Below are 24099 nucleotides of genomic sequence, written 5' to 3' on the forward strand. Positions count from 1 at the left end.
TGGCGAGGACAATTTCTTACGCGCCGAACAACTCTATACCGAGCTCTACATCCATAAATATTCGCGCTTCAATCCGCAGTATCGACATACCCTGATCAAGGCCTGGAACCATGCCGGCCTGCTGCAGCTGTTCGGGCTGCGCGACCCCGCAGGCATGTTGCAGGGGATTGTCGGCCTGTTCCGTTTCGGCAACCTGATCACCTCGCCCATCGTGGGCTACAACACCGATCTGCCACAGAAACTGGGGCTTTATCGCAGGCTGGCCGCCTGCGTCCTGCGCGAAGGGGCTGAGCAGGGGCGACTGGTCAATCTCAGTGCGGGCGTTGCACATTTCAAACGCCAGCGTGGCGGCCTGCCTGCGATCGAGTACAGCGCCGTGCTCGTCAATCATTTGCCGCCGCGTAGGCGCAGGGCCATTCATGCGCTAGGTTTCCTGACACGAAACATCGGTATCCCGATCATGCAGACGTTCAAGCTATGAGCGAATGGGCATCACACCTGGAGCATCGCTGGTTTGCGGTGGCGCTGGCGGCGAAGATCGGACGCAAGCCGGTCAGGGCCATGTTGCTGAACCGGCCAATCGTGCTCGCGCGGCTGGACGGTCAGCGTGTCGTGGGCTTTCAGGACCGTTGCCCGCATCGCCACGCGCCACTGTCCCAGGGCTCGGTGATCGACGGCACTCTGCAATGCCCGTATCACGGCTGGCGCTTCGATGCGCAGGGCCAGTTGCAGGCGTTGCCCGGCGCGCCGCCGGAAACGTGTTTGCCTGGTGTACGTGCGCGGGCGGTTTCCGTGATCGAGTACGACGGGGTGATCTGGGCACGCTACGCCGAAGAGGGCGACACGGACATTCCCGCGCGCGTTCGCGCGCTCGCCCCTGATCACCGGAAGTTTCTGTGGCAAACCACCTGGCACGCGCATATGGTGGATGCCCTGGAAAACGTGCTCGATCCCTTGCATACGCATTTCGTGCATGCCGGCCTGGTGCGCCGTAAAGGAGCCAGGCAGGCGATGCACGTGAGCTTGTGTGCCGATGCGGAAGGATTCGTGGTGGACTATGCCGGACAGAGTGTGCAATCGGGCCTGCTCTATCGCCTGTTTGAATCACCTCGCGAACGTGAACGGGCCTCTTTCAGCGCACCGGGCACCGCGCAGCTTCACTATCACTACCGCAACGGCAGCCGCGCCTGCATTTCGCTGCACTTCAGCCCGGAAACGGCGCACCGCTCACGCCTGATCGGCGTGCTTCATCTCGAGGGCCGGCGCGTTCCGGCATGGATGGTGAGGGCGTTCCTGTGGCCGTTTATCCGCAAGGTTGCCCAGCAGGATCGGCGCATGCTTGCCATGCAGACAGACAACAGCCGGCTGTTTGCCGACCGCAAGGACGTCATCACGCGCTTCGACGTCGTGCGCAGGCATCTGCTCAGCGCGTGGAGCAACGCGGAAGACGCGGCGGCCGCTCCGGCCGACTCCGACACCGTCCTCATGCTTTGACCAAAGATTTGCTGGCCCTAGACCGCCTGATGACACACCGCCTCGATATTGTGCCCATCCGGGTCCAGCACAAACGCCGCGTAATAGTGCTCGTGGTAATGCGGACGAAGGCCGGGCGCCCCGTTGTCGCGGCCGCCGGCTGCCATCGCGGCCTGGTAGAACGCATCGACTTTCGCGCGGCTATCCACGCGAAACGCCACATGGATAGCCGGCTGATTGGGCACGCCCTTGCTGATCCAGAAATCCGGCTTGGGCGGTTCGCCGAAGCCGGCCACGTCGGTGTAGCCGGTGACGGCGGCGGGGAATTCCATCAGCAAGGCGTAGCCAATCGCGGCGAGCGCCTTGGTGTAGAACGCCTTGCTCTTTTCGAAATCACGTACAGAGACACCGGTGTGGTCGATCATGCTTTGATCCTTGGAGTAGGCAGACTGGGATGCAATCCCGGCTTTTATCGCGATGGCACATTGAGTTGCCACGACACGCCGAAGCGGTCGTTGACCCAACCGAATTTTTTGCTGAAACCATAATCGTCGATCGGCATAAGTACCTTTCCGCCTTCCACGAGTTGGGAGAATGCGCGTTCCAGGCTGGCCTCGCTATCCAGATCGATGAACAGCGAAAGCGACGGCGTAAACGTGAAGCCGTGTTCTATCGGGCTGTCGGAACAATAGAAAGAACGTCCGCACAGGATGAATTGCGCCTTTTTCACCTTCCCTTCCGCGCCGACATCGTGTGCACCCCAGCGCTCCACCGAAACGATCCTGCAGTCATCGAACAAGGAGACGTAGAACTGCATCGCATCTTCGGCCGCGCCTTCGAACATCAAAAAGGGGGTAATGATCTGTGTCATCAGCCGAACTCCTCATATTGCGGCAGCTGTCGGTAATGCTGTACCAGGGCGCCTTCGAGCCGACGAAAATATGCGCGCTCGGCCGTATCGACGGTTCGTCGACCAGGGTACCCAGGGTGACGTGCACGTATTGCCCGTCGCGCACAACGGAATACAGCAACGAGCCACATCGCCTGCAATGCACGTCCTGCGCATGTTCGTCGCCGAACACGGTCAGGCCGTCTTGCCCATGGGTGATGCTGAGCTTGTCGCGTTCGATGCCCGCAAAGGGCTTGAAGGCGGAGCCGGTTGCCTTGCGGCACTGGGAGCAGTGGCAATTCAACGCATAGCGGAAACGGTCTTCGACACGATAACGGACATCACCACACAGGCATTCGCCCGAAAGCATTCGACCAGGCGTTACTTCAGGAATACGTGCACTCATGCCTGCTTTCCTCCAACCCGTCCGGAACGCTTGCTCAAAAGAAGTTCAGTGCGATGGTTGACCTGTCTCGCGCAAGAACGCCCGCAGAAACGGTACGGTAACCCGGCGCTGCGCCGCCAGTGACGCCTGATCCAGGCGATCGAGCAGATCGAGCAACGCCCCGAGGTCGCGCACGTAACGTGCAAACAACCAGTCGAGCACGGGGTCGTCCAATTCGATGCCACGCAATGCCGCTTGTTGTTTGAGCACTTCGCGGCGCTCGCCATCATCCAGCGGCTTGAGCGCGAACTGCGTGCAGGCGCCAAGCCTGGAACGCAAATCCGGCAAGGTAAGGGGAAGCTGCGCCGGGGCGACCTGCGCGGTGAAGATCAGCGCGGTGCCTTCGGCGCGGGCGCGGTTGTAAAGATCGAACAGCGCATGTTCGGCTTCGCGTTCGCCGGCAAGCGTGTCCACATCGTCCAGCGCGATGAGTTGGCTGCCGGCGACGCCGCGGATGGCCATGAAGTGTTCGCGCAGCTTCTTCAGCGGCAGGTATTGCACGGTGCGCCCAGCCTCGTGCGCCACCTGGCATGCGGCCATAAGCAGATGGCTTTTGCCGCTGCCGGCGGCACCGCTCAGGTACACCCACGGTGCACCGGGCTGGGTCGCTAGCGCCTGCATCGCGGCCAGTGCAGCAGCATTGGCGCCGGTGTGGAAATGCTCGAAGCGCTGGCGGCGCGGCCAGCGCAATCCCAAAGGCAGTTGCGCGGTCATGGTTGGTCGTTGTGTCCGACATGTACCGGTAGCTCGCCATCCTGGCTTTCGTGCACCGTCACGTCGACTTCGGCAATGACGCTGTCGGGCGCACCTTTCTCCGTATACAGGTCACTGAGCTTGTAGCGCTGCGCGAGATAGCGCAGCAGCACCAGGATCACCGACGCGGCCGGCAATGCCAGCAGCACGCCCAGAAAGCCGAACAGATAACCGCCGGCCAGCACGGCGAAGATCACCGCAACCGGATGCAGGCCGATCTTCTCGCCCACCAGCCGCGGCACCAGCACGTAGCCTTCCAGCAATTGCCCGATGGCGAACACGCCCACCACCATCAGCAGGTGCGTCCAGTCGCCATGTTGCACCAGCGAAGCAATGATCGCCGCCACGAAACCGGTGATGAAACCAAGATACGGCACGAAGCTGAGCAAGCCGGCGACCATGCCGATCAGTGGCCCCACCGAAATGCCCACCAGCGTCAGGGCGACACCGTAATAGATCGCCAGTGCCAGCATCACCAGCAATTGCCCGCGCACGAACGCGCCGAGCACGGCATCGGACTCGCGCGCCAGGTGCGCAATGGTCGGCTGGATCGAGCGAGGCAACATGCGATCGACCCACGCCACCAGGCGATCCCAATCGCGCAGCAGGTAGAACCACACCACCGGAATCAGCACCAGGTTGGTGAGCCATGCGACCACGCCCACGCCGGAGCGCGAAAGCGTGCCCAGCACGCTGCCGATGGAACCGATGTGCTCCTTGAACTGGTCGATCAGCCGGTCGGTGTCGAACGCCTTGGGGTCCAGGTGCAGCTTGGCTTGCAGCCACGGCAGGGCCGTATCCCGGCCCCACTCCACGTAGCGGGGGAAGTTCTGCACCAGGTTTTCGATCTGCCGCGCAATCAACGGCACCAATAGCAACAGCGCCGCAGCGATCACCAGGATCAGCACCACAAACACGATGCTCACCGCCAGGGTACGCCCCACCCCGAACCGCTCCAGCCGGTCGGCCAGCGGATCGCTGAGGTAGGCCAGCATGGCGGCGACGGCGAACGGCATCAGCACCGGCGCCAGCAGCCATACCAGCAGGCCGATGGCGACGATGATCGCCAGCATCTGCCAGCGGCGGGATGTCTCTTGGCTTATGGACACGAAAAGCTCGTCTGGAAGGGGCGAACGCAGCCAAGTGTGGCTGATGTGGGGGACTGTTCAAAGTCTTGCCGTGTGCCGCGACTTGCATCACCGGCGAAAGCGGCAGTGTTTCTTTCACACGCCAGGCGGAGAAAGGGAATCGGCGTGCCGCACCTGCCAAGCCCGGCGCGACCAGACCAGCACGTAATGCACGCCGCTCGCCACGCATAGTGCCGCCACCAGCCAGGCAAGCGCCGTGGAGCGCAGACCCGGCCAATCCGCCAGCGCCAACAAGACCATCAGCAAATAGATGATCTGCGCCAGCGTGCAGGCTTTCGACAGCAGGCTAGGCCGCGGTTCGATCAGGCCGATCAGCATGCGCCAGCCCAGCGCACCCAGCGCAATGATCACGTCCCGCCCGCATACGATCATCGCCAACCAGACGGGCGCGTGCTGCCGCCATGCCAGGATCACGAAGCAGGCGATCAGCAACAGCTTGTCGGCCACCGCATCGAGGATGCCGCCGAGCCGGCTTTGCCAGCCGTAATGACGCGCCAGGAAACCATCCAATCCATCCGACACGCCGGCCACCGCCACCAGCAGCAAGGCGAACGGCCAGCGCTCTTGCCATAGCAGCCAGCAGATCGGCGCGACGAGCAGCACCCGCAGCATGGAGATGGCGTTAGGGAGATGCCTCCAGGGTGATGGCGACGCAATGGGCATCGCGGCAAATACGGATCAATGCAGCCAGCGCAAGCTGGCGTCGGCGCCATCGTGGGACTGGCCTTCCATCACGCGCCCCGCCGCGGCAAGGTTGGTGACCAGGTTGTCCAGCGGCATGCCTGCCGTGACCGACAGCATCACGCCGTCGTCCTGGGCGCCTTCCGTGGCCACGCTATGCACGGAAGGATCGGCGCGCAGCGTGGCAAGCAGGTTGGCGTAATCCATCGCCGAATGCAGGCCCGACACCCACAGCTTGCCGCTCACGTCGCCGGTGGCGATCACATTGAGCGCCTGGCTCAGCCGGTCGGTGGCGCCTTGGCCGGCATCGGCCAGCAAGGCGTTCGGATCATTGTTCTGCGCGCTCCAGTGCTGGGATTGGCCGCCGCTGACCAGCGTCCAGTCGGCACTGTTCGCATGCAGGTTGCCGATCAGTACCAGGCCGGTGTGGTAGATGCGGCTGATCGCGGACAAGGCCGCCGGATCGGCATCGGCCAGCTTGCCCAGGTCCGGCAATTGCGAGGGATCATCGGCATAGCTCACCTGATAACCGTGCTTGTTGATCGCGCCGGCCAGCGCGCCTAGCTCGTCCTGCTTGAGCAGGTGGCCGTCGCCGGCCTTCACCACCAGCAGCAGCGGCGGCCGCACGCCGGCCGTGGTGGCGCCCAACTGCGTGATCAGGCGCTGCACAGCACCCTGGTCGAAACTGACCGCCAGCGTGAAGCTGGGCGGGTTGCCGTGATCGGCCTGGTACTGGAACTGTTTGACGATGCCGGCGGCGTTCTGCAAGGCATCGGCATAGCCTGGCTTGCCGCTCAAGTCCTGGCCGCCTGAGACGCGCACCAGCACCTGCCCCAAGGCCGACTGGAACGCCTGGCTGCGCTGCGTTGCGCTGGTATCGGTGACTGGCACCACCACGGTGTAGGGTGAGTTGGTGGTTTGCCCGCGTGCCATGGGGCTGAGCCCCAGAACGAGACCAAACAACAGAAGGGCGATCGGCAAACGTGGCAGACGCATGGGTCGGGTGGCCGTATTCAGGGGCGGGGATCGGGCAAAAGTCTGCCCAATCCGACGCTTAACGTCTATCATTGGATGTTTCTCCAAGCTCAGGTTGGCCATGTCCGACGCCCTTACTTACCGCGCTGCAGGCGTGGATATCGATGCCGGCAATGCCGTGGTCGAACGTATCAAGCCGTTGGTGAAGCGCACCTTTCGCCCCGAGGTGATGGGCGGGCTGGGCGGCTTCGGTGGCCTGTTCAACCTGGGCACCCGCTACAAGGAGCCGGTGCTGGTCTCGGGCACCGATGGCGTGGGCACCAAGCTCAAGCTGGCGCAGCAGTTGAACCGCCACGACACCATCGGCATCGACCTGGTGGGCATGTGCGTGAACGATGTGCTGGTGCAGGGCGCCGAGCCGTTGTTCTTCCTCGATTATTTCGCCACCGGCAAGCTGGACGTGGATACCACCGTGGCCGTGGTCGGCGGCATCGCCAAGGGTTGCGAACTGGCCGGCTGCGCCTTGATCGGCGGCGAAACGGCGGAAATGCCCGACATGTATCCGCCGGGCGAATACGACCTGGCCGGCTTCACCGTCGGCGCGGTGGAGAAGGAAGCCCTGCTCAGCGGCGACAGCGTGGTGGCCGGCGACGTGATTCTGGCCGTGGCTTCGTCCGGTCCGCATTCCAACGGTTATTCGCTGATTCGCAAGATCGTCGAGCGCGCGGGCCATCCGCTGGAGCTGGACCTTGGCGGCGTAAGCCTGGCCGATGCGCTGATGGCGCCCACCACCATCTACGTCAAGCCGATGCTGGAGCTGCTGCAGTCCGTGTCGGTGCACGGCATGGCGCACATCACCGGTGGCGGACTGAAGGAAAACATCATCCGCGTGGTGCCCGACGGCCTCGGTTTGAACATCGACGCATCCGCCATCGTGCTGCCGCCGGTGTTCGACTGGTTGATGCGCGAAGGCAAGGTGGCGCGCGAAGAAATGTGGCGCACGTTCAACTGCGGCGTGGGCTTTACCGTGCTGCTGCCGCGTGATGCGGTGAGCGCGGCTTCGGCGCTGCTCGCCAAGCATGATTTGAAGAGCTGGGTGATCGGCGAAGTGGTGCAGGCGCACGGTGACGAGCGCGTGCATATCGGCTGAGCACCAAACTCGCCGCACATTTTTTGTGCCGTCATTCCCGCGAGCGCGGAATGCCGGCCGCTAAAGCACTTCGCGACCGTCCTTACATGTCCACACCGCTTCGCATCGCAGTCCTCGCCTCCGGCCGCGGCAGCAATTTCGCCGCGCTGCTGGCTGCGCGCGAACGTGGCGAACTGCCGGTGGAATTCGTGCTGGTCGCCAGCGACAAGGCCGATGCGCCGGTGCTGCAACTCGCGCAAGGCGCAGGCGTGCCCACCACCGTGCTCGATCCGCGCGAATACGCCGATCGTCGTGCTTATGACTTCGCGCTGTTCGATCGCATCGGCGCCAGCAAGCCGGATCTGCTCGTGCTGGCCGGCTTCATGCGCATCATCGACGGCGACGCGCTCAAACCCTGGGCGGGGCGGATGATCAACATCCACCCTTCCCTGCTGCCGAAATATCGCGGCCTGCATACGCATCGCCGCGCACTGAAAGCCGGCGACCTCGAACACGGCGCAAGCGTGCATTTCGTGACCGCCGAACTCGACGGCGGCCCGATCATTGCGCAAACCACCTTGCCCATCGAAGCCGGCGATGACGAAACCACGCTGGCCACACGACTGCTGCCGCTGGAACACCAACTGCTGACCGCCGTCGTTGCATTGCTGGCTGCGAACAGGCTGGCCCTGGTCGAACAAGGCATCGTGTTCGACCATCAGCCGCTTCGCAAACCCTTGCGCTGTGTGGACGGCCAACTCGTGCGCTGATTGCCATCAGGCGTTCAGACTTCGCGCGTACACTGCCGATCCATGCGCACACACAACCTCCTCCGCTCCCTCCTCGCCGGCCTTGCGCTGGCTGCCTCCACCGCTGCATTCGCTGCACAGCCCACGCCGTTCACCGCCACCTACGCGGTAACCAGCCAGGGCCAACCGATGGGCGAAGCGACCATCACGCTGAAATCGCTGGGCAACGGCCAATACGAATACAGCAACCAGACCCAAGGCACGTCGGGCCTGGCGGCGGCGCTGGGCGCCAGCTCCAGCGATATCACGCGTTTCCGCTGGAACGGCAACGCGCCCGAGACGGAGAGCTATTCCTCCAAGGTCGTTGCCTTCAAGACCAAGCAACGCAGCATGCAGGTCAACTGGGATACCAGGCAGGTGAGCGTGGATGAAGGCAAAGGCGCCACCCGCTACGCCGCCGTGCCGGGCATGGTCGACCGCAACACCATTTCGTACGCGCTTGGCCTGGCGCTGCGCGGCGGCAACCAGAGCGTGAGCCTGCCGGTCGGCGTGAGGCAGCACGTGGAGCAGCAGCAGTTCAAGGTGCAAGGCAGCGAGAGCGTGAAAGTGCCGGCCGGCAGTTTCCAGGCCGAACGCGTCACGCGTACCGATTCGGACAAGCACTTCGATGCGTGGTACGTGCCGAACAAATACCCGCTGCCGGTGAAGCTGGCGCAGAGCGATGGCGGGGATTTGACGCTGGAGTTGGTGCGGTTCCAGCAACCGTAAATCGGGAATCGTCAATCGTAAATCGCCAAGAGCGGTCGCCCGCAATGTGCTGGGCCCGCTCTTACGATTCCCGCAGATTCAAGTCGGCAACCGGCGAATCCTCGCCCCAAGCGTGCTGAGCTTTTCCTCGATATTCTCGTAACCACGATCGATGTGATACACGCGATCCACCGTGGTGTCGCCTTCTGCCACCAGCCCCGCCAATACCAGGCAGGCTGAGGCGCGCAGGTCGGTGGCCATGATCGGCGCACCGCTCATCTTGTCCACGCCGCGAATGATCGCGGTGTTGCCTTCCAGGCGAATGTCGGCGCCCAGGCGCTGCAATTCATGCGCATGCATGAAGCGGTTTTCGAACACGGTTTCGGTAATCACGCCCACGCCCTCCGCCACGCAGTTGAGCGCGGTGAACTGCGCCTGCATGTCGGTGGGAAACGCCGGATACGGTGCGGTGGTGATGTTTACCGCCTTCGGGCGGCGGCCCTGCATGTCCAGCTCGATCCAGTCCGGCCCGGTGGAAATATGCGCACCGGCTTCTTCCAGCTTCGCCAGCACGGCATCGAGCGTGTTGGCGCGCGCGTTGCGGGCGCGGATCTTGCCGCCGGTCATCGCGGCGCCGACCAGGAAGGTGCCGGTTTCGATGCGGTCGGGCAGCACTTCGTAGTGGCCGCCATGCAGGCGTTCCACGCCGTGGATCACCAGGGTGGAGGTGCCCGCACCCTGGATCTGCGCACCGAGCGCATTGAGGCAATGGGCAAGATCCACCACTTCCGGTTCCTGCGCCGCGTTTTCGATCACGCTGGTGCCGGCGGCGAGCACCGCCGCCATCATCACGTTCTCGGTGCCGGTGACGGTCACCATGTCCATCACGATGCGAGCGCCCTTCAGACGCTTGGCGCGTGCCTTGATGTAGCCGTTCTCGACGTCGATCTCCGCACCCAGCGCCTGCAGGCCGCGGATGTGCTGGTCCACCGGACGCGAGCCGATCTGGCAGCCGCCGGGCAGCGATACCTCCGCCTGGCCGAAGCGCGCCACCAGCGGCCCCAGCACCAGGATCGACGCGCGCATGGTTTTCACCAGCTCGTACGGGGCGAAGTAGCGGTCGGCGGAGCGCGGATCCACCTGGATCTTCATGCGGTCGTCCAGCACCAGTTGCACGCCCATCTGGCCGAGCAGCTCCATGGTGGTGGTGACGTCGTGCAGATGCGGCACGTTGCTGATCGTGACCGGCTCATCGGCCAGCAGGCAGGAAGCGAGAATCGGCAGCACGGCGTTCTTGGCGCCGGAAATGCCCACTTCACCGCGTAGCGGCTCGCCGCCGCTGATCAGGATTTTTGCCATGGGTGAATCCTTGAAATAGGTGACGCCCGGGGCGACGGCGTCAACGGCGCGCAGCGGCTTCATCGGGTGTCAGAGTCTTGAGGGCGAGTGCGTGGATGGCGCCTCCCATGAGGTCGCCGAGAGTGGCATACACCAGGCGATGCCGCGCCAAGGGCAGCTTGCCCTTGAACTGCTCGGCCACGACTTCCGCCTCGAAATGCACCCCATCATCCCCCTGCACACTTGCCTTTGCGCCGGGCAGGCCGGTTTCGATCATTGCCTGGATGCTGGCTGCGTCCATTGATTTTCCAAATACTTGCGATGCTGAACGCCGGTTGCCAACCCGTACAGGTGGAACCATCGGCGACAGGCATCAAGATAGAATGCGAATATGCCATGTTAATGGAAATCCGCTGTCGCAGAAACGACACATGCTGTCGCCGCCCTGTCCAGCCAGCTACGAGGACGCATGAACGCACCCATCGCCAAGCCCAAATCCACCCGGGTGGACGCCGCCGCCGTCGTGCGCAGCGCGCGCACGGTCATCGCCACCGAAGCCGCCGCCATCCGCGCGCTGGAGCCGCGCATCGACCAGACCTTCGTCCACGCCTGCCGGCTGATCCTGGGCTGCAAGGGGCGCGTGGTGGTCACCGGCATGGGCAAGTCCGGGCACGTCGGGCGCAAGATCGCCGCGACCCTGGCCTCCACCGGCACCCCGGCCTTTTTTGTACATCCGGGTGAAGCCAGCCACGGCGACTTGGGGATGATCCTGCCGCAGGACGTGGTGCTGGCCCTGTCCAACTCGGGCGAAACCGACGAAATCCTGTTCATCCTGCCGGTGATCAAGCGCCAGGGCATTCCGCTGATCGCCATCACCGGCAACCCGGAATCCTCGCTCGCCGGGCAGGCCGACGTGCACCTGGACGCCGGGATTTCGGCCGAAGCCTGCCCGCTGGGCCTGGCGCCCACCGCCAGCACCACGGCGGCGCTGGTGATGGGCGACGCCCTCGCCATCGCGCTACTGGAGGCACGCGGGTTTACCTCCGAGGACTTCGCGCGTTCCCACCCGGCGGGCACCCTGGGGCGTCGCTTGCTGCTGCACATCAGCGATGTGATGCACACCGGCCAGGGCATCCCGATGATTGCCCCGGATGCCTCCGTGACCGAAGCCCTGATGGAAATGACCCGCAAGCATCTCGGCATGACCGCCGTCGTGGACCGCGAACAGCACCTGCTCGGCGTGTTCACCGACGGCGACTTGCGCCGCGCGCTCGATGACGACGGCGTCGACCTGCGCAATGCGCACGTCAGCGACCTGATGACGCGCGGCCCGAAGGTGATCGGTGCCGACAAGCTGGCGATCGAAGCAGCGCAGCTGATGGAGAAGTATCAGATTCACGCCCTGCTGGTGGTCGACGATGCGCAACGCGTGGTCGGCGCCCTCAACATTCACGATCTGCTGCGCGCACGCGTGGTCTAACGAGGTTTGGGTTACCGCATGGATTATTTATCCAACCTGCCTGCCGACGTGCTCGCCCGCGCCGCCAGGATCCGCCTGGCCGCGTTCGACGTGGACGGCACGCTCACCGATGGCCGCCTGTGGTACAGCGAAAGCGGCCACGAAACCAAGGTGTTCCACGTGCATGACGGCCTCGGCCTGAAGCGCCTGCAAGCGCATGGTGTTCAAGTGGCCATCGTCAGCGCGCGCATCAGTCATCCGGTGGCTTTGCGGGCGGAAGAACTCAATATCGCGCACGTGTATCAAGGCCAATCCGACAAGCGCGAATGCTTGCGCCAGATCCTGGAGGCCTTGGAACTGGCGCCGGAAGAAGCCGCCTTCGTCGGCGACGACCTGCCCGACCTGCCGGCCATGCAACTGGCCGGCCTGGCCGTTGCCGTCGCCAACGCCCACCCGTGGGTGGCCGAGCGCGCGCACTACCGTACGCGTCTCGGCGGCGGCCTGGGCGCGGTGCGCGAAGTGTGCGATCTGATCCTGCATGCGCAGGGCAAAAGCGCCGCCGAACAGGAGCATTGGCGGTGAGCCTGCGCCAATACCTGCGTGACAACCGTACCTATGTCGCCATCGTGCTGTTGGCGATTGCCGCGCCAGCCAGTTGGATGTTGCGCAGCTGGGTGGTGGGGGCGCCGCCGGTCAACGAATTCATCGGGCCGCCCATTTCCGACTATGTGCTCTACAACTCGACCGTGTGGAGCTATGACGTCGATGGCTTGCTGAGTTTCACCATGACGGCGCCGCGCATGGATCGCCGCGGCGGCGACGAATCGCTTTACATCAATGCGCCGGAGTTCGAGATCACCGCGAAGAAGCCGGGCATACCGGACTGGCATGGCAACGCGCCATTTGGCTGGGTCAATAAAAGCGGTACGGAAATGCGGTTGGACGGCGCGGTCTACATGCATCGCCCTGCCTACGCCCAAGGTCCCATGGCAACATTATGTACTTCCAATGTCACCGGCTGGCCGAAGGAGAACCGCATGCAAACCGCGGACCCGGCCACCATGACGCAGGGCGCAAGCGTAATGAACGGCGTCGGCATGCGTGCCAGCCTCAACGATAACCATTTGGAGTTGCTCCATGACGTGCACGGCCTGCTGTATTCAAGCCAGAACAATGCTACGGCTAAGCCTGTTGATTGCAGGACTCTTGTCGCTGCAGCCGGCGCTGGCAAGGCAGGATGACCGCAACCAGCCGATCCATGTCGTGCATGCCGACAGCTTCGACGGCTACAACCAGCCCAATACCGTCAGTACCTTCACCGGCAATGTGCTGATTACGCAAGGCACGATGAAGCTCACGGGCGAAGTCGCCAAGATCTACACGGCGAAGGAAGACACCTCCGTCGACCACATCATCGTGACCGGCACGCCGCAAAAGCGTCCGCATATCGAACAGATCGACGACAACGGCAACCTGATGACCGGCGACGCCGACCAGCTGTATTACGACAACGTCAACGGCATCGCCATCCTCACCGGCAATGCCTTCGTGCACCAGCAGAACAAGGGCGACGCGCACGGCGCCAAGCTCACCTACAACACGCAGACCAACTACATGGTCGGCGAAAGCAATGGCGCCGGCCCGGTCACCATGACCTTCCTGCCCAAGCAGAAGCCGCTGCCGCCGCCGAAACACGGCGCCGCACCGGCGACGCCGCCAACACCCGCCAAACCGGCGCCGGGCGCCGGCAAGCCGGCATCGTCATCCAGTACCCGCGCGCCGGCCTCCGCCAGCAGCGCCTCGAAGGAATAACCGTTACATGCTTTCCGCAGAAGGGCTGCAAAAAAGTTTCCGCGCACGCCAAGTGGTGCGCGATTTCGCCTTTTCGATCCGCCAGGGCGAGGTAGTCGGCCTGCTAGGGCCCAACGGCGCCGGCAAAACCACCTGTTTCTACATGATCGTGGGCCTGATCGAGGCCGATGGCGGGGCGATCAAACTCGACAAGCAGGACATCACCGGCCTGCCCATGCACGCGCGCGCCAAGCTCGGCATCGGCTACCTGCCGCAGGAAGCCTCGGTATTCCGCCGCCTTAGCGTGGCCGACAACATCATGGCCGTATTGGAACTGCGTGAAGGCCTGGACCAGCGCAAGCGCGACGCCGAACTGGAAAGCCTGCTGGACGAGCTGAAAATCGCCCACATCGCCGGCCAGAAAGGCATCAGCTTGTCCGGTGGTGAGCGTCGCCGCGTGGAAATCGCGCGCGCCCTGGCCGCGCAACCACGCTACATGCTGCTGGACGAACCGTTCGCCGGCGTGGACCCGATTTCGGTGGGGGAAATCCAGCGCATCGTGCGCCACCTGAAGGAACGCGGCATCGGCGTGCTGATCACCGACCATAACGTGCGCGAAACATTAGGCATCTGCGACCGCGCCTACATCATGAACGAAGGCGAGGTGCTCTCGCGCGGCACGCCAGCACATATCCTGGCGGACGAGCGGGTGCGCGAAGTGTACCTGGGTCGCGAATTCCGGCTTTGACCGGCGCCTTCAAAACCTAGGTAAATACTCCAACTTTTTTACCCGCACAAGCCTAATATGCGCCGCTTCACATCCGCGTATAAGGCGGCATGACGTGAGCCGTGTCAACTATGGCCGGCGTTCCGCCGAGGGGTTAGGATGAAGCCAGCTAAACCCTATTGGCAGGCATGAAACCAGGGCTCCAGTTCCGTCTCAATCAACAGCTGGCTCTCACACCGCAATTGCAACAAGCCATCCGGCTGCTGCAACTGTCGCAACTGGAGCTGGCCGCCGAACTGCGCCAGCTCGCCGAGAGCAACCCCTTGCTGGAGTTCGCCGAAGACGCGACAGAAGAACAGGCCGAAACCGAAGCCGACGGCGAATACGACAGCGAATTCGAATCGCTGTCCTCGGCAAGCAGCGACGCGGCCCCCGGCGGCAGCGATGCCAACGACGAAGCGCCTGAGTGGACGGAGCCGGAGATCAGCTCCGACGAGCCGATCGACTTCTCCTCCAACAACGGCAGCGGCAACGGCAACGGCTCCGGCAATCGCGACGAAGAAGGCATGGAGCCGCAAAACGCCGCGGCCGAATCGCTGCAGGAACACCTGCTGTGGCAGCTTAATCTCACGCCGATGGAGCCGCGTGCGAAAGCGATCGCCACCGTGCTGATCGACGCGCTCAATACCGACGGTTACCTGGGCGAAGGCATCGACGCCGTACTCGCCGCGCTGCCCCCACACCTGAAGGCCACCGCCGAGGAAGTGGAAGCGGTACGCCGCCAGCTGCAGCATTTCGATCCCGCCGGCGTGGCCAGCATCGACCTTCCCGATTGCCTGCGCGCGCAGCTTGAACAGTTCGATCCCAGCACGCCGTTCCGCGATCTCGCCCTGCGCATCGTGGAACACGAACTGGAACTGCTGGCGCGCAACGACATGGCCAAGCTGGCTCGCCGCCTGCACGCCACCGAGGAAGAAACCACCGGCGCCGCCATTCTCATCCGCAGCCTGGACCCGCGCCCGGGCGCGGCGATGGACACCACGCCAGTGGAATACGTGGCGCCCGATGTCTACGCGCGCAAGGACGGCACGCGCTGGCGCGTGCTGCTCAATCCCGACAGCCAGCCCAAGCTCAGCCTCAACCACCATTACTGCAGCCTGATCGCCCAGGCGCGCAGCGAAGATGCCAGCTGGATGCGCGGCCAACTGCAGGAGGCGCGCTGGCTGATTAAAAGTTTGGAATCCCGTGCCGAAACACTCTTGAAGGTCGCCGACGCGATCGTGCGAAGGCAGAGCGCCTTCCTGGACTATGGTCCGGAAGCGATGCAGCCGCTGGTGCTACGCGAAGTGGCGGAGGAGGTGGGTATGCACGAATCAACCATTTCACGTGTAACCACGCGCAAATACATCCACACGCCGCGCGGTACGTACGAGCTGAAGTATTTCTTCTCCAGCGGCGTGTCCACCGAAGACGGCGGCAGCGCGTCCGCCACCGCCATCCAGGCCATGCTGCGCAAGCTGGTCGACAACGAAGATCCGCGCAAGCCGCTCTCCGACCAGGCGCTGGCCGAGGAACTGCACAACAAGGGTATCCAGGTGGCGCGCCGCACGGTTGCGAAATACCGGGAAATCCTGCGCATTCCCAGCTCCAGCGAACGACAGCGCAATAGTTGAATGCGTTGTTTCGGCGTGACTAGGGAACTTGCGTTGTAGGAGAGCGATCCCACATTCATACACAAGGTCTTGCTTCACGATGCAACGATCGCTCACACGATCCGCGCATCGACCAACGCCGCCATTGGCGGCCAGCTCTAGTAGGAGGCGTACCATGCAATTCCAACTCAGTGGCCAACGGATCGAAGTAACGCAGGCTTTGCGCAGCCGTGCCGAAGCCAAGCTTGACCGATTGACCCGCCTCGATGACCGCATAGTCAGCCTGACGGTGGTGCTGTCGGTGGACAAGCTGCAGCAATGCGCTGAGGGAACCCTCAAGGTAGCGGGCAATACATTGCACGCCGAAGCCACCGAGAACGACATGTACGCTTCCATCGACGCCCTGTTCGACAAACTCGTCGATCAACTTCGCCGTTATCGCGAAAAGCTGTGCGATAAACATCAACGTGAAGTAAGAGAAATCCGTCAGTACGGTTGATACACCCGCTACCTACCCTCTCCCCGCCGGGGAGAGGGTCACCCTTGCGATACCTCTGAATCATTCCTCAAACACGCGTAGTTGGCGGTGAGGCGCAGCCGAACCCCTACGCCGTCAGGTACATCGTCATGTAGGGGGCCGCCCCGGATCGAGTCCAGGGCTAGCCGCCAACCTACGGACCATTCGGCAGCAGGCAAGGCTGTCCCCTCATCCCGCCCCGCTCCCCCAAAAGAGAGTGGGAGCCGTAAAACTGGCACAATGTCCCTCGCCGCCGCCCCGCCCAGGCAGCCACGCGGCGCAAAGGGAATATCTTTGGACCGGCTTACCGCACGACAACTCTTCGATGACATCCACGAGCGCATGGCACTGCGCTGGGTGGCCGGCATGCGTGGCGAAACGCGCGTGCTCGAATACGGCTCCACTCCGGCCCGCCGCCCGTCGCTGGTGGGTTATCTCAATGTGATCTACCCGAACAAGATCCAGATCGTCGGCACCGAGGAGCTCAGCTATCTCGACAGCCTGGATTCGCGCCAGCGCTGGGAAGTAATCCACAAGGCCGCCGCCACGCAGCCGGTCGCCTTCATCGTCACCAAGGACCAGGCGATTCCCGCCGACCTGCGCGAAGTGGCGGAAGAAACCGACACGCCGTTATGGCTCAGCGCCAAGCGCGGCCATGAACTGCTGACCTGGATGCAATACCACCTGGCGCGCACCATGGCGCCACGCCTCACCTTGCATGGTGTGCTGTTGGAAGTGTTCTCCATCGGCGTACTCATCACCGGCGACGCCGGCTCCGGCAAGAGCGAGCTGGCGCTGGAACTGATCAGCCGCGGCCATCGCCTGGTCGCCGACGATGCGCCGGAATTCACGCTGATCGCACCCGATGTGATCGATGGTGGCTGTCCCGAACTCCTGCAGGACCTGCTCGAAGTGCGCGGCCTCGGGGTGCTAAACGTGCGCGAGATGTTCGGCCATACGTCGGTCAAGCAATCCAAATACCTGCGCCTGGTGATTCATCTCAAACCCTTGCGCGACGGTGAAAACGTCGATGCGCTCACCCGTCTTACCGGCGACGTGGGCCATCGCGACATCTTCGACGTGAAAGTGCCGATGATCACCCTGCCCGTCGCGCCCGGCCGCAACCTGGCGGTGCTGGTGGAAGCGGCGGTACGCAGCCATATGTTGAAGAGCAAAGGCATCGATCCGGCCCAAAGCTTCATGGACCGCCAGGCCCATCAGATGCGCCGGCTGCCGCCTTGGTGAACCCATGACTCAGTACGAAGGGCTGATTTCCAACGACGACCCGAACGCCATCCACCTGGTGGTGCTTACCGGCATGTCCGGTGGCGGCAAGACGGTGGCCTTGCGCGCGCTGGAAGATCTGGAGTTCTACTGCGTCGACAACCTGCCCAGCGCGCTGCTGCCGCAGCTGGTGGAAGCGGCTACGCGCGGCGACAGCCATCGCCGGCGCATTGCCGTGGGCGTGGACGTGCGCAACCGCGACGAAGATTTCCGGCACATGCCCAAGGTGCTGTCCGCATTGGCCGCCACTGTGCAGGTGCACCTGATCTTCATCGACTGCAACGACACCGTACTGATCAAGCGTTATTCCGAAACGCGCCGCCGGCATCCGCTGGCCCTGCGCGGTGTATCGCTCGCCGACGCCATCGCCGAGGAACGCCGCCTGCTGCGCCCGTTGATGGCGATCGCCGAGCGCGTGATCGACTCCAGCGACTTGAATGTGCACCAGCTGCGCCGCCTGATCGCCACCGGCTACGCGCAAACCACCTCGGGCCTTACCCTGATGTTCCAATCGTTCGCGTTCCGGCGCGGGCTGCCGCTGGATTCGGATTTCGTGTTCGACGCCCGTTGCCTGCCCAACCCGCATTGGGAGCCCACGCTGCGCCCGCTGTCCGGCAAGGATGGTCCGGTGCGCGAATTCCTGGAGCGCCAGCCCGTAGTGGGCGAATACTTCGACGACACCGCACGCTGGCTAGACGCGTGGCTGCCCCGCTTCGAGGCGGACGATCGCAGCTACGTCACCATTTCCATCGGCTGCACCGGCGGCCGCCACCGTTCGGTGTACCTGGTCGAGAAACTCGCCGCGCACTATCGCACCACGCGCGAAGGGGTTCTCACTTTCCATCGCGAACTTGAGTGATGTTTATGCTGCCTTTCACCCACCCCAACGAAGCCGCCGCGTCATGAGCGTGGGCGTGCTTCTGATGACCCACGAGTCGGTCGGCCAGGCGCTGGTCAAGGCGGCACGCCATGTGCTGCCGAAGCTGCCGCTGCGGGTCGCCACCGTGGAAGTACCCGCACAGGCCGATCCGGATGTGATGCGCACGCTGACCGCCAAGCATGCGCGCGAACTGGATCAAGGCGAAGGCGTGCTGGTGCTGGCCGACTTGTATGGCGCGACCCCCTGCAACATCGGGCTGTCGTTGAGTACGGTAGGCGTAAGGCTGCGCTGTGTTTCGGGATTGAACCTGCCCATGCTGCTGCGCGTACTCAACTACGCCGACAAGCCGCTGGACGAACTTGCGGAAATCGCGGCCAGCGGCGGTCGCGGAGGAATCTTCATCGATCATGCTTGAAAAAGATATTGTCGTCTCCAACAAGCTGGGCTTGCATGCCCGCGCATCGGCCAAGCTGGTGCAACTCGTGCAAAGTTTCAAATCCACCGTGTGGCTGGTCAGCAAAGGACGCGAAGTGAATGCGCAAAGCATCATGGGCGTGATGATGCTGGCGGCAGGCATCGGTACGCCGCTGACCATTCGCGCCGATGGCCCGGATGAGACCGCGGCACTCAGCGCAGTGATCGATCTGTTCGATCGCAAATTCGACGAAGGGGCGTAGATGGAGCCGGGAATCGGGAGTCGTAAATCGGGAATCGGAATAGCAGCCCGCCGCGCTGAGCGGATCGCTGCGACGACGATTTACGATTTACGATTCACGATTCACGCTGTCTCCCAAGGGGGCTGCCCATGAGGCAAATCCTCGCCGGCACCATGGCCTCGCGCGGCATGACCCTTGGGCGCGCCCGTCTGGTGCAGCCCAGCCGCTATCTGGTCGACACGCGTCCGCTTGCCGAAGAGGAAATTCCTTCCGAACTGGAACGCCTGCACGCCGCGCTGGATACCGCGCGGCAGGAACTGCACGAGCTGCGCGGCAAGCTGCACGGTGCGCTGGCGCGCGAAGTCAACGAATTCATCGACGCGCACAGCCTGCTGCTGGACGACGCGGAGCTGATCCGCGGCCTGGACGAAATGATCACCATCGGCCGCTACCGCGCCGGCGCCGCGCTGAAGAAACAGCGCGACCGCCTGGCCGGTGTCTTCAGCGCCATGGACGATCCTTATCTGCGCAGCCGCATGGAAGACGTCGACCAGGTCATCGGTCGCGTCATCTCCGCCCTGCAACGCCAAACCAGCGCAGAAGAACGCAAACTTGCCGCGCGCGTCGGCGAAATCCTCGTCGCCGATACCATCGCGCCGGCCGACATGGCGCACCTGGCCGGCCACGGCTTGCTCGGCGTCATCACCAGTTCCGGCAGCCCGTATTCGCATAGCGCCATTCTTGCGCGCAGCCTCAACCTGCCGATGCTGGTGGGCACGCGCGATGCGCTTTCCACCATCCACGACGACGACCTGATCCTGCTCGACACCGAGCGCGGCGAGGCCGTACTGCATCCCACCGCGCAGGATCTGGCGCACTACCGTTCCTGGCAGCGCGAAGCCGCGCAGGAAGGCCGCCGCCTTGCCAGCCTGGCCAATGCCCCCACGCAAACGCGCGATGGCATTGGCGTGCGCCTGCTGGCCAACGCCGAATCGCCCAGCGACGTTGCGCTCGCCCGCGCACGCGGCGCCGACGGCGTCGGCCTGTACCGCACGGAATTCCTGTTCCTACGCCACAAGGGCCTGCCCTCCGAAGACGAACAGTTCAACGCCTATCGTGACGTGGTGCTCGGCATGGGTGGCGCACCGGTCACCATCCGCACGCTCGACCTCGGCGCCGACAAGGCCGATGCAGCCGGCCTAGTCATCCGCGGCGAAGAAAACCCCGCACTGGGTGTGCGCGGCGTGCGCTTGTCGCTGCGCCATCCCGCGGTGTTCACCACCCAGATCCGTGCCATCCTGCGGGCCGCCTGCTACGGTCCGGTGCGCGTGCTGGTCCCGATGGTGACGCAACCGGATGAGCTCATTGCGGTGCGCACGCTGTTCAAGCTGGCGCGCCAGGACCTCAAGCGCGAGAACATCGACCTGCCGGAAAAACTCCCGCTCGGCGCGATGATCGAAGTACCCGCCGCCGCCATCAACGTGCGCGCCCTGCTCGAACATTCCGACTTCCTCGCCATCGGCACCAACGACCTGGCGCAATACGTGCTCGCCGCCGACCGCGGCAACGACGCGCTCGACAACATCTACAACCCGCTGCAGCCCGCGCTGCTGCGCTTGCTGTCGCATGTCATCTCGGCCGGCCGCCGCGCGGGCAAGCCGGTAAGCCTGTGCGGCGAAATCGGCGGCGACGAAAACTTTACCGCCCTGCTGCTCGCCCTTGGCCTGTGCGAATTCAGCATGCACCCCAGCAAGATCCTGGTCGTACGCGACCGCCTCGCCTCGCTCGATCACGCCAGATTGCGCAGCTACGCACCGCGATTGATTCGCGCACGCACGCACGAAGAAGCCGAAGCCTTGCTCGCCTCGATCACCTGTTCGGTGCCGGCATAAATCCCAGTTCCCCGTGCTTGAGATTCGCCGGGGCGATGGATAAGTCCAGCGCGTAGTTGGTGGTGAGCGTATGCGAACCCCAACATTGCTCGGACCTCAAAGCTTCACCGAATGCAGGAACGCCTCCAGCGCCGCACCGCGATATTTCTGGCGATGCAGAAGAATGGAAAGCTTCCGGCTCAAATCCAGGAACGGCGTTTTCAACGCCACCAGGCGTCCCGTCGCCAGCACATCAGTCACCGCCACCTGCGGCAGGCAGGCGATGCCAAGCCCGGCGGTAACGGCCTGCTTGATCGCTTCGATCTGATCCAGCTCCATCACCGTCTCGCCCGGCGGCAGTTGCGCGAGCGCGCGCTCGGTGGTGACGCGCGTGGCGGAGCCGGGTTCGCGCAGCACCCAGCGGGCGCCGGCGAAATGCTCGGGCTTGAGCGCACGTTTTTTTGCCAACGGATGATCGGCCGGCGCGCATACCAGCAGCACGTCGTCGCGCCAGGCCCGCGCTTCCAATAAAGGGTGGGTGGCCGGCCCTTCCACGCAGCCGACGTCCAGGCTGTGGTCGAGCACGGCGGCGGCAATGTCGTCCGTATTGGCCACGCGCAGGCGGATCGCGACGTGGGGATGCGCGCGCACGAAATCGCCGAGCAGCTCGCCGACCCGGTAATTGCCGACCGTGTTGCTGGCGCCGATGCGCAGTTCGCCGGCCAGCGCCATCGTTTTGCCGGCGGCAATGCGCCCGAATTCGGCGTGGCGCTCCAGCAGTTCCTGCGCCAGCGGCAGCAGTTCGCGCCCGCGCGCATTGAGGCGCAGACGGCCGCGTTCGCGATCGAAGACGGGGGCATCGAGCTGACGCTCCATTTCCGCCAGCGCCATGCTGGCGGCGGGCTGGGTGAGGTGCAGGCGCTCGGCGGCGGCGCGCACGCCGCCGAGCAAGGCGATCTGCACGAATACATCGAGCTGACGCAGGCTGACGTTAAGCATCAGCGTATCTTATAGGATTGATTAGATATTTCAAATTTTCCTAATACATGACGAATCGGACAATGCCCCTATCCCCTGTGGGCCATTCGCCATGAACGCCGTCTCCCTGCCTGCTTCCCCCGCCCTGCGCCTGCGTTCATCCGGGCTGCTGCTTGCCTGCGCCATCGCCCTCGTCGCGTGGTGGCTGGGCCGCGAGCTGCCGCTGATCGGCGGTCCGGTGTTCGGCATCGTGATCGGCATCGGCGTGCGCAACCTGTTTGCGCCGGGGGAAAGCTTCAATCCCGGCATCCAGTTCGCCAGCAAGCAAATCCTGCAGTGGTCGATCATCGCGCTGGGGTTCGGGCTGAGCCTTACCCAGGTGGCCAAGACCGGGCTGGCATCGCTGTCCGTCACGCTGGTGACCATGAGCGTGGCGTTCGCCTCGGCGTGGCTGCTTGGCCGCCTGCTGAAGGTGCACGACAAACTCAAGATCCTGATCGGCGTGGGCACGGCGATCTGCGGCGGCTCGGCGATTGCGGCGGTGACGCCGATCATCAAGCCGGACGATCACGACACCGCGTTCGCAATCTCCACCATCTTCCTGTTCAACATCGTGGCGGTGCTGCTGTTCCCGCTGCTGGGACATGCGCTGCATCTTTCCGATCTGGGTTTCGGCTTGTGGGCGGGTACGGCGATCAACGACACCTCCTCGGTGGTGGCGGCCGGTTACAGCTACAGCACCACGGCCGGTGATTACGCCACCATCGTGAAGCTGACGCGCGCCACCTTGATCATTCCGATCTGCCTGGTACTCGCCATGCTGGTGGCGATGCGCGAAAAGCGTGCGGCGAAGCATGCCGGCGTGGTCAGCGACTTCAAACTGAGCCGCATTTTTCCGTGGTTCATCCTGTGGTTTCTGGTGGCCTCGGCGGTGCGCACGGGGGGCTTCGTGCCAGCCGCGATCCAACCGGCGATCCATCTGGCGGCGGAATTCATGATCATCGTGGCGCTCACGGCGATCGGGCTGTCGGCGAATCTGCGCAAAATGGCATCGACCGGTGTGCGGCCGATTCTGCTGGGGCTGGGTGTGTGGGCCGCGGTTTCAGTCAGCAGCTTGCTGGTGCAGTTGGTGATCGGGCAGTTGTGAGTGGGGCCGTCAATCGTGAATCGTTAGGAGCGGGGCTTCGGCCAGCTTGCGAACGGTCCGCTTTTAACGATTCCCGATTTACGATTTACGATTCCCGTTCCCCATCTGCTCCGTCAACGTCAACGCTACTTTGTCGCGCAAATACACCGGCAGCGCATGCTCCGGCGCCACCGCACGGCCGGCCTTGAAGGCACGCACGGCCAGCGTCGCCACATGACGCGCTTGCGGGTAGCTCGTGCCATCCGCCGAGCGCGGTTCGCTACCCAAGCGGCCGACCAAGGCCTCGCGATACGTCGCCCAGCCCGAGCCGACTACGTTCCACGCATCGGCCTGCGGCAGCACCAGCGATTCGGCGATGCACACGCGCTCTTCATCCAGGGCGATCACGCCGCCGTCATCGTCGCGTCGATAGCAGGCGGCGTAGATCTCGCCCATGCGTGCATCGATCACGGCCAGAATGGCTGCATCGTCCTCTGGCGCCTCGAGCGCCAGCGCGGCTAGCGAGGAGACCGTCACCACCGGCCGGTCCAGCGCCATCGCCATGCCCTGCGCCAACGACACCGCCAGCCGCACACCGGTGAATGCACCCGGACCGCGGCCTACCGCAATGGCATCCAGCGCATGCTTGCCGATGCCCGCTTCGGCCAGCAGATCGTCCGCCATCGGCAGCACCCGCTCGGCGTGCCGGCGTGGCGCCAGCTCGCTGCGGGCGATCACGGTTTCGCCATGGACCAGGGCGACGGAGCAGGATTCGGTGGCGGTTTCAATCGCGAGCAGGTTCATCGCGGCATTCTCGCATTCCGCCAGCCG

At 63.9% G+C, this 24099-nt stretch carries 28 protein-coding genes and 1 pseudogene; 18 read left to right on the plus strand and 11 right to left on the minus strand.

What is annotated here, in order from left to right; genetic code table 11:
• Nucleotides 1–481: pseudogene (locus tag VMA74_RS18435) on the plus strand (hypothetical protein); the annotation flags it as partial.
• On the plus strand, nt 478–1494 hold the full coding sequence (locus VMA74_RS18440) for a Rieske 2Fe-2S domain-containing protein (protein WP_325369626.1): 1017 nt from the start codon (nt 478–480) through the stop codon (nt 1492–1494). The pseudogene VMA74_RS18435 and the gene VMA74_RS18440, both read left to right, overlap by 4 nt.
• Nucleotides 1495–1511: 17 nt before the next feature.
• Here the strand turns inward: VMA74_RS18440 and VMA74_RS18445 are convergent, their stop codons facing one another.
• The 7 genes from VMA74_RS18445 to VMA74_RS18475 form a co-directional block, all read right to left on the minus strand.
• On the minus strand, nt 1512–1898 hold the full coding sequence (locus tag VMA74_RS18445) for a VOC family protein (RefSeq protein WP_325369628.1): 387 nt from the start codon (nt 1896–1898) through the stop codon (nt 1512–1514).
• A 44-nt stretch (nt 1899–1942) separates the two neighbouring features.
• The gene (locus VMA74_RS18450; protein ID WP_325369629.1) at nt 1943–2344 is read right to left on the minus strand and encodes a VOC family protein; all 402 of its coding nucleotides are present in this window, start codon (nt 2342–2344) and stop codon (nt 1943–1945) included.
• Nucleotides 2262–2768 (minus strand): GFA family protein, encoded by a 507-nt coding sequence (locus VMA74_RS18455; protein ID WP_325369630.1) that lies wholly within the window; start codon nt 2766–2768, stop codon nt 2262–2264. The genes VMA74_RS18450 and VMA74_RS18455 overlap by 83 nt, the downstream gene beginning before the upstream one ends.
• Before the next feature lie 45 nt (nt 2769–2813).
• Nucleotides 2814–3521, minus strand: a complete 708-nt coding sequence (gene hda, locus VMA74_RS18460; RefSeq protein WP_325369631.1) for a DnaA regulatory inactivator Hda — start codon at nt 3519–3521, stop codon at nt 2814–2816.
• Nucleotides 3518–4669, minus strand: coding sequence for an AI-2E family transporter (locus VMA74_RS18465; protein ID WP_325369632.1), 1152 nt, complete (start codon nt 4667–4669; stop codon nt 3518–3520). The genes hda and VMA74_RS18465 overlap by 4 nt, the downstream gene beginning before the upstream one ends.
• Before the next feature lie 114 nt (nt 4670–4783).
• On the minus strand, nt 4784–5371 hold the full coding sequence (locus VMA74_RS18470) for a CDP-alcohol phosphatidyltransferase family protein (protein ID WP_325369634.1): 588 nt from the start codon (nt 5369–5371) through the stop codon (nt 4784–4786).
• A 15-nt stretch (nt 5372–5386) separates the two neighbouring features.
• Nucleotides 5387–6322: a DUF2066 domain-containing protein gene (locus tag VMA74_RS18475; protein WP_325369636.1), complete on the minus strand. Its 936-nt coding sequence runs from the start codon at nt 6320–6322 to the stop codon at nt 5387–5389.
• Between the two features lie 163 nt (nt 6323–6485).
• Between VMA74_RS18475 and purM the strand changes: the two genes are divergently transcribed.
• The 3 genes from purM (at nt 6486) to VMA74_RS18490 (ending at nt 9010) form a co-directional block, all read left to right on the plus strand.
• Nucleotides 6486–7514 (plus strand): phosphoribosylformylglycinamidine cyclo-ligase, encoded by a 1029-nt coding sequence (gene purM, locus VMA74_RS18480; protein ID WP_325369638.1) that lies wholly within the window; start codon nt 6486–6488, stop codon nt 7512–7514.
• Between the two features lie 86 nt (nt 7515–7600).
• Nucleotides 7601–8263 (plus strand): phosphoribosylglycinamide formyltransferase, encoded by a 663-nt coding sequence (purN, locus tag VMA74_RS18485; protein ID WP_325369640.1) that lies wholly within the window; start codon nt 7601–7603, stop codon nt 8261–8263.
• A gap of 42 nt (nt 8264–8305) precedes the next feature.
• Nucleotides 8306–9010, plus strand: coding sequence for a DUF3108 domain-containing protein (locus VMA74_RS18490; protein ID WP_325369642.1), 705 nt, complete (start codon nt 8306–8308; stop codon nt 9008–9010).
• A 78-nt stretch (nt 9011–9088) separates the two neighbouring features.
• Here VMA74_RS18490 and murA read toward each other — a convergent pair whose 3' ends face one another.
• Both murA and VMA74_RS18500 read right to left on the minus strand, forming a co-directional pair.
• A complete protein-coding gene (murA, locus tag VMA74_RS18495; RefSeq protein ID WP_325369644.1) occupies nt 9089–10348 on the minus strand; it encodes a UDP-N-acetylglucosamine 1-carboxyvinyltransferase in 1260 nt (419 codons plus the stop codon).
• 40 nt (nt 10349–10388) lie between these two features.
• A complete protein-coding gene (locus VMA74_RS18500) occupies nt 10389–10628 on the minus strand; it encodes a BolA family protein (RefSeq protein WP_325369646.1) in 240 nt (79 codons plus the stop codon).
• A gap of 168 nt (nt 10629–10796) precedes the next feature.
• On the opposite strand from VMA74_RS18500, the gene VMA74_RS18505 reads away from it, so the two are divergent.
• The 12 genes from VMA74_RS18505 to ptsP all read left to right on the plus strand — a co-directional run bounded on the left by VMA74_RS18505 (nt 10797) and on the right by ptsP (nt 21185).
• Nucleotides 10797–11807, plus strand: coding sequence for a KpsF/GutQ family sugar-phosphate isomerase (locus tag VMA74_RS18505; RefSeq protein WP_325369648.1), 1011 nt, complete (start codon nt 10797–10799; stop codon nt 11805–11807).
• Nucleotides 11808–11825: 18 nt separating this feature from the next.
• Complete coding sequence (locus VMA74_RS18510; protein WP_325369650.1) at nt 11826–12368, plus strand: HAD-IIIA family hydrolase; 543 nt, start codon at nt 11826–11828, stop codon at nt 12366–12368.
• Nucleotides 12365–13027 (plus strand): LPS export ABC transporter periplasmic protein LptC, encoded by a 663-nt coding sequence (gene lptC, locus VMA74_RS18515; RefSeq protein ID WP_325369652.1) that lies wholly within the window; start codon nt 12365–12367, stop codon nt 13025–13027. Before VMA74_RS18510 ends, lptC begins: the two co-directional genes overlap by 4 nt.
• Nucleotides 12993–13598 carry a lipopolysaccharide transport periplasmic protein LptA gene (gene lptA, locus VMA74_RS18520; protein WP_325369654.1) on the plus strand — a complete coding sequence of 202 codons (606 nt, stop codon included), beginning with the start codon at nt 12993–12995 and terminating at the stop codon, nt 13596–13598. The genes lptC and lptA overlap by 35 nt, the downstream gene beginning before the upstream one ends.
• Before the next feature lie 7 nt (nt 13599–13605).
• Nucleotides 13606–14325, plus strand: coding sequence for an LPS export ABC transporter ATP-binding protein (gene lptB / locus VMA74_RS18525; RefSeq protein ID WP_325369656.1), 720 nt, complete (start codon nt 13606–13608; stop codon nt 14323–14325).
• Nucleotides 14326–14492: 167 nt separating this feature from the next.
• The gene (locus tag VMA74_RS18530) at nt 14493–15977 is read left to right on the plus strand and encodes an RNA polymerase factor sigma-54 (protein ID WP_325369659.1); all 1485 of its coding nucleotides are present in this window, start codon (nt 14493–14495) and stop codon (nt 15975–15977) included.
• Nucleotides 15978–16131: 154 nt separating this feature from the next.
• Nucleotides 16132–16455 carry a ribosome hibernation-promoting factor, HPF/YfiA family gene (gene hpf, locus VMA74_RS18535; RefSeq protein WP_325369661.1) on the plus strand — a complete coding sequence of 108 codons (324 nt, stop codon included), beginning with the start codon at nt 16132–16134 and terminating at the stop codon, nt 16453–16455.
• Nucleotides 16456–16767: 312 nt separating this feature from the next.
• Complete coding sequence (gene hprK / locus VMA74_RS18540) at nt 16768–17718, plus strand: HPr(Ser) kinase/phosphatase (protein WP_325369663.1); 951 nt, start codon at nt 16768–16770, stop codon at nt 17716–17718.
• A 4-nt stretch (nt 17719–17722) separates the two neighbouring features.
• On the plus strand, nt 17723–18616 hold the full coding sequence (gene rapZ, locus VMA74_RS18545) for an RNase adapter RapZ (protein ID WP_325369664.1): 894 nt from the start codon (nt 17723–17725) through the stop codon (nt 18614–18616).
• A 43-nt stretch (nt 18617–18659) separates the two neighbouring features.
• A complete protein-coding gene (locus VMA74_RS18550) occupies nt 18660–19052 on the plus strand; it encodes a PTS fructose IIA subunit family protein (RefSeq protein WP_325369666.1) in 393 nt (130 codons plus the stop codon).
• Complete coding sequence (locus tag VMA74_RS18555; RefSeq protein WP_325369668.1) at nt 19045–19314, plus strand: HPr family phosphocarrier protein; 270 nt, start codon at nt 19045–19047, stop codon at nt 19312–19314. Before VMA74_RS18550 ends, VMA74_RS18555 begins: the two co-directional genes overlap by 8 nt.
• 128 nt (nt 19315–19442) lie before the next feature.
• The gene (gene ptsP, locus VMA74_RS18560) at nt 19443–21185 is read left to right on the plus strand and encodes a phosphoenolpyruvate--protein phosphotransferase (protein ID WP_325369670.1); all 1743 of its coding nucleotides are present in this window, start codon (nt 19443–19445) and stop codon (nt 21183–21185) included.
• Between the two features lie 96 nt (nt 21186–21281).
• Here the strand turns inward: ptsP and VMA74_RS18565 are convergent, their stop codons facing one another.
• Nucleotides 21282–22163 (minus strand): LysR family transcriptional regulator, encoded by an 882-nt coding sequence (locus tag VMA74_RS18565; protein ID WP_325369672.1) that lies wholly within the window; start codon nt 22161–22163, stop codon nt 21282–21284.
• A 91-nt stretch (nt 22164–22254) separates the two neighbouring features.
• On the opposite strand from VMA74_RS18565, the gene VMA74_RS18570 reads away from it, so the two are divergent.
• Nucleotides 22255–23289: a YeiH family protein gene (locus VMA74_RS18570; protein WP_325369674.1), complete on the plus strand. Its 1035-nt coding sequence runs from the start codon at nt 22255–22257 to the stop codon at nt 23287–23289.
• Between the two features lie 78 nt (nt 23290–23367).
• Here the strand turns inward: VMA74_RS18570 and tsaB are convergent, their stop codons facing one another.
• Nucleotides 23368–24072, minus strand: a complete 705-nt coding sequence (gene tsaB / locus VMA74_RS18575) for a tRNA (adenosine(37)-N6)-threonylcarbamoyltransferase complex dimerization subunit type 1 TsaB (RefSeq protein ID WP_325369676.1) — start codon at nt 24070–24072, stop codon at nt 23368–23370.
• Nucleotides 24073–24099 lie beyond the last annotated feature (27 nt).

It is taken from the genome of Dyella sp. (assembly GCF_035508675.1).
In the GTDB taxonomy this organism is placed as follows: domain Bacteria; phylum Pseudomonadota; class Gammaproteobacteria; order Xanthomonadales; family Rhodanobacteraceae; genus Dyella_B.

Coding starts and splice junctions, on each gene's coding strand:
- VMA74_RS18440 (WP_325369626.1), top strand. CDS start 478: ATGAGCGAATGGGCATCACACCTGGAGCATCGCTGGTTTGCGGTGGCG.
- VMA74_RS18445 (WP_325369628.1), bottom strand. CDS start 1,898: ATGATCGACCACACCGGTGTCTCTGTACGTGATTTCGAAAAGAGCAAG.
- VMA74_RS18450 (WP_325369629.1), bottom strand. CDS start 2,344: ATGACACAGATCATTACCCCCTTTTTGATGTTCGAAGGCGCGGCCGAA.
- VMA74_RS18455 (WP_325369630.1), bottom strand. CDS start 2,768: ATGAGTGCACGTATTCCTGAAGTAACGCCTGGTCGAATGCTTTCGGGC.
- hda (WP_325369631.1), bottom strand. CDS start 3,521: ATGACCGCGCAACTGCCTTTGGGATTGCGCTGGCCGCGCCGCCAGCGC.
- VMA74_RS18470 (WP_325369634.1), bottom strand. CDS start 5,371: ATGCCCATTGCGTCGCCATCACCCTGGAGGCATCTCCCTAACGCCATC.
- VMA74_RS18475 (WP_325369636.1), bottom strand. CDS start 6,322: ATGGCACGCGGGCAAACCACCAACTCACCCTACACCGTGGTGGTGCCA.
- purM (WP_325369638.1), top strand. CDS start 6,486: ATGTCCGACGCCCTTACTTACCGCGCTGCAGGCGTGGATATCGATGCC.
- purN (WP_325369640.1), top strand. CDS start 7,601: ATGTCCACACCGCTTCGCATCGCAGTCCTCGCCTCCGGCCGCGGCAGC.
- VMA74_RS18490 (WP_325369642.1), top strand. CDS start 8,306: ATGCGCACACACAACCTCCTCCGCTCCCTCCTCGCCGGCCTTGCGCTG.
- murA (WP_325369644.1), bottom strand. CDS start 10,348: ATGGCAAAAATCCTGATCAGCGGCGGCGAGCCGCTACGCGGTGAAGTG.
- VMA74_RS18500 (WP_325369646.1), bottom strand. CDS start 10,628: ATGGACGCAGCCAGCATCCAGGCAATGATCGAAACCGGCCTGCCCGGC.
- VMA74_RS18505 (WP_325369648.1), top strand. CDS start 10,797: ATGAACGCACCCATCGCCAAGCCCAAATCCACCCGGGTGGACGCCGCC.
- VMA74_RS18510 (WP_325369650.1), top strand. CDS start 11,826: ATGGATTATTTATCCAACCTGCCTGCCGACGTGCTCGCCCGCGCCGCC.
- lptB (WP_325369656.1), top strand. CDS start 13,606: ATGCTTTCCGCAGAAGGGCTGCAAAAAAGTTTCCGCGCACGCCAAGTG.
- VMA74_RS18530 (WP_325369659.1), top strand. CDS start 14,493: ATGAAACCAGGGCTCCAGTTCCGTCTCAATCAACAGCTGGCTCTCACA.
- hpf (WP_325369661.1), top strand. CDS start 16,132: ATGCAATTCCAACTCAGTGGCCAACGGATCGAAGTAACGCAGGCTTTG.
- rapZ (WP_325369664.1), top strand. CDS start 17,723: ATGACTCAGTACGAAGGGCTGATTTCCAACGACGACCCGAACGCCATC.
- VMA74_RS18550 (WP_325369666.1), top strand. CDS start 18,660: ATGAGCGTGGGCGTGCTTCTGATGACCCACGAGTCGGTCGGCCAGGCG.
- VMA74_RS18555 (WP_325369668.1), top strand. CDS start 19,045: ATGCTTGAAAAAGATATTGTCGTCTCCAACAAGCTGGGCTTGCATGCC.
- ptsP (WP_325369670.1), top strand. CDS start 19,443: ATGAGGCAAATCCTCGCCGGCACCATGGCCTCGCGCGGCATGACCCTT.
- VMA74_RS18565 (WP_325369672.1), bottom strand. CDS start 22,163: ATGCTTAACGTCAGCCTGCGTCAGCTCGATGTATTCGTGCAGATCGCC.
- VMA74_RS18570 (WP_325369674.1), top strand. CDS start 22,255: ATGAACGCCGTCTCCCTGCCTGCTTCCCCCGCCCTGCGCCTGCGTTCA.
- tsaB (WP_325369676.1), bottom strand. CDS start 24,072: ATGAACCTGCTCGCGATTGAAACCGCCACCGAATCCTGCTCCGTCGCC.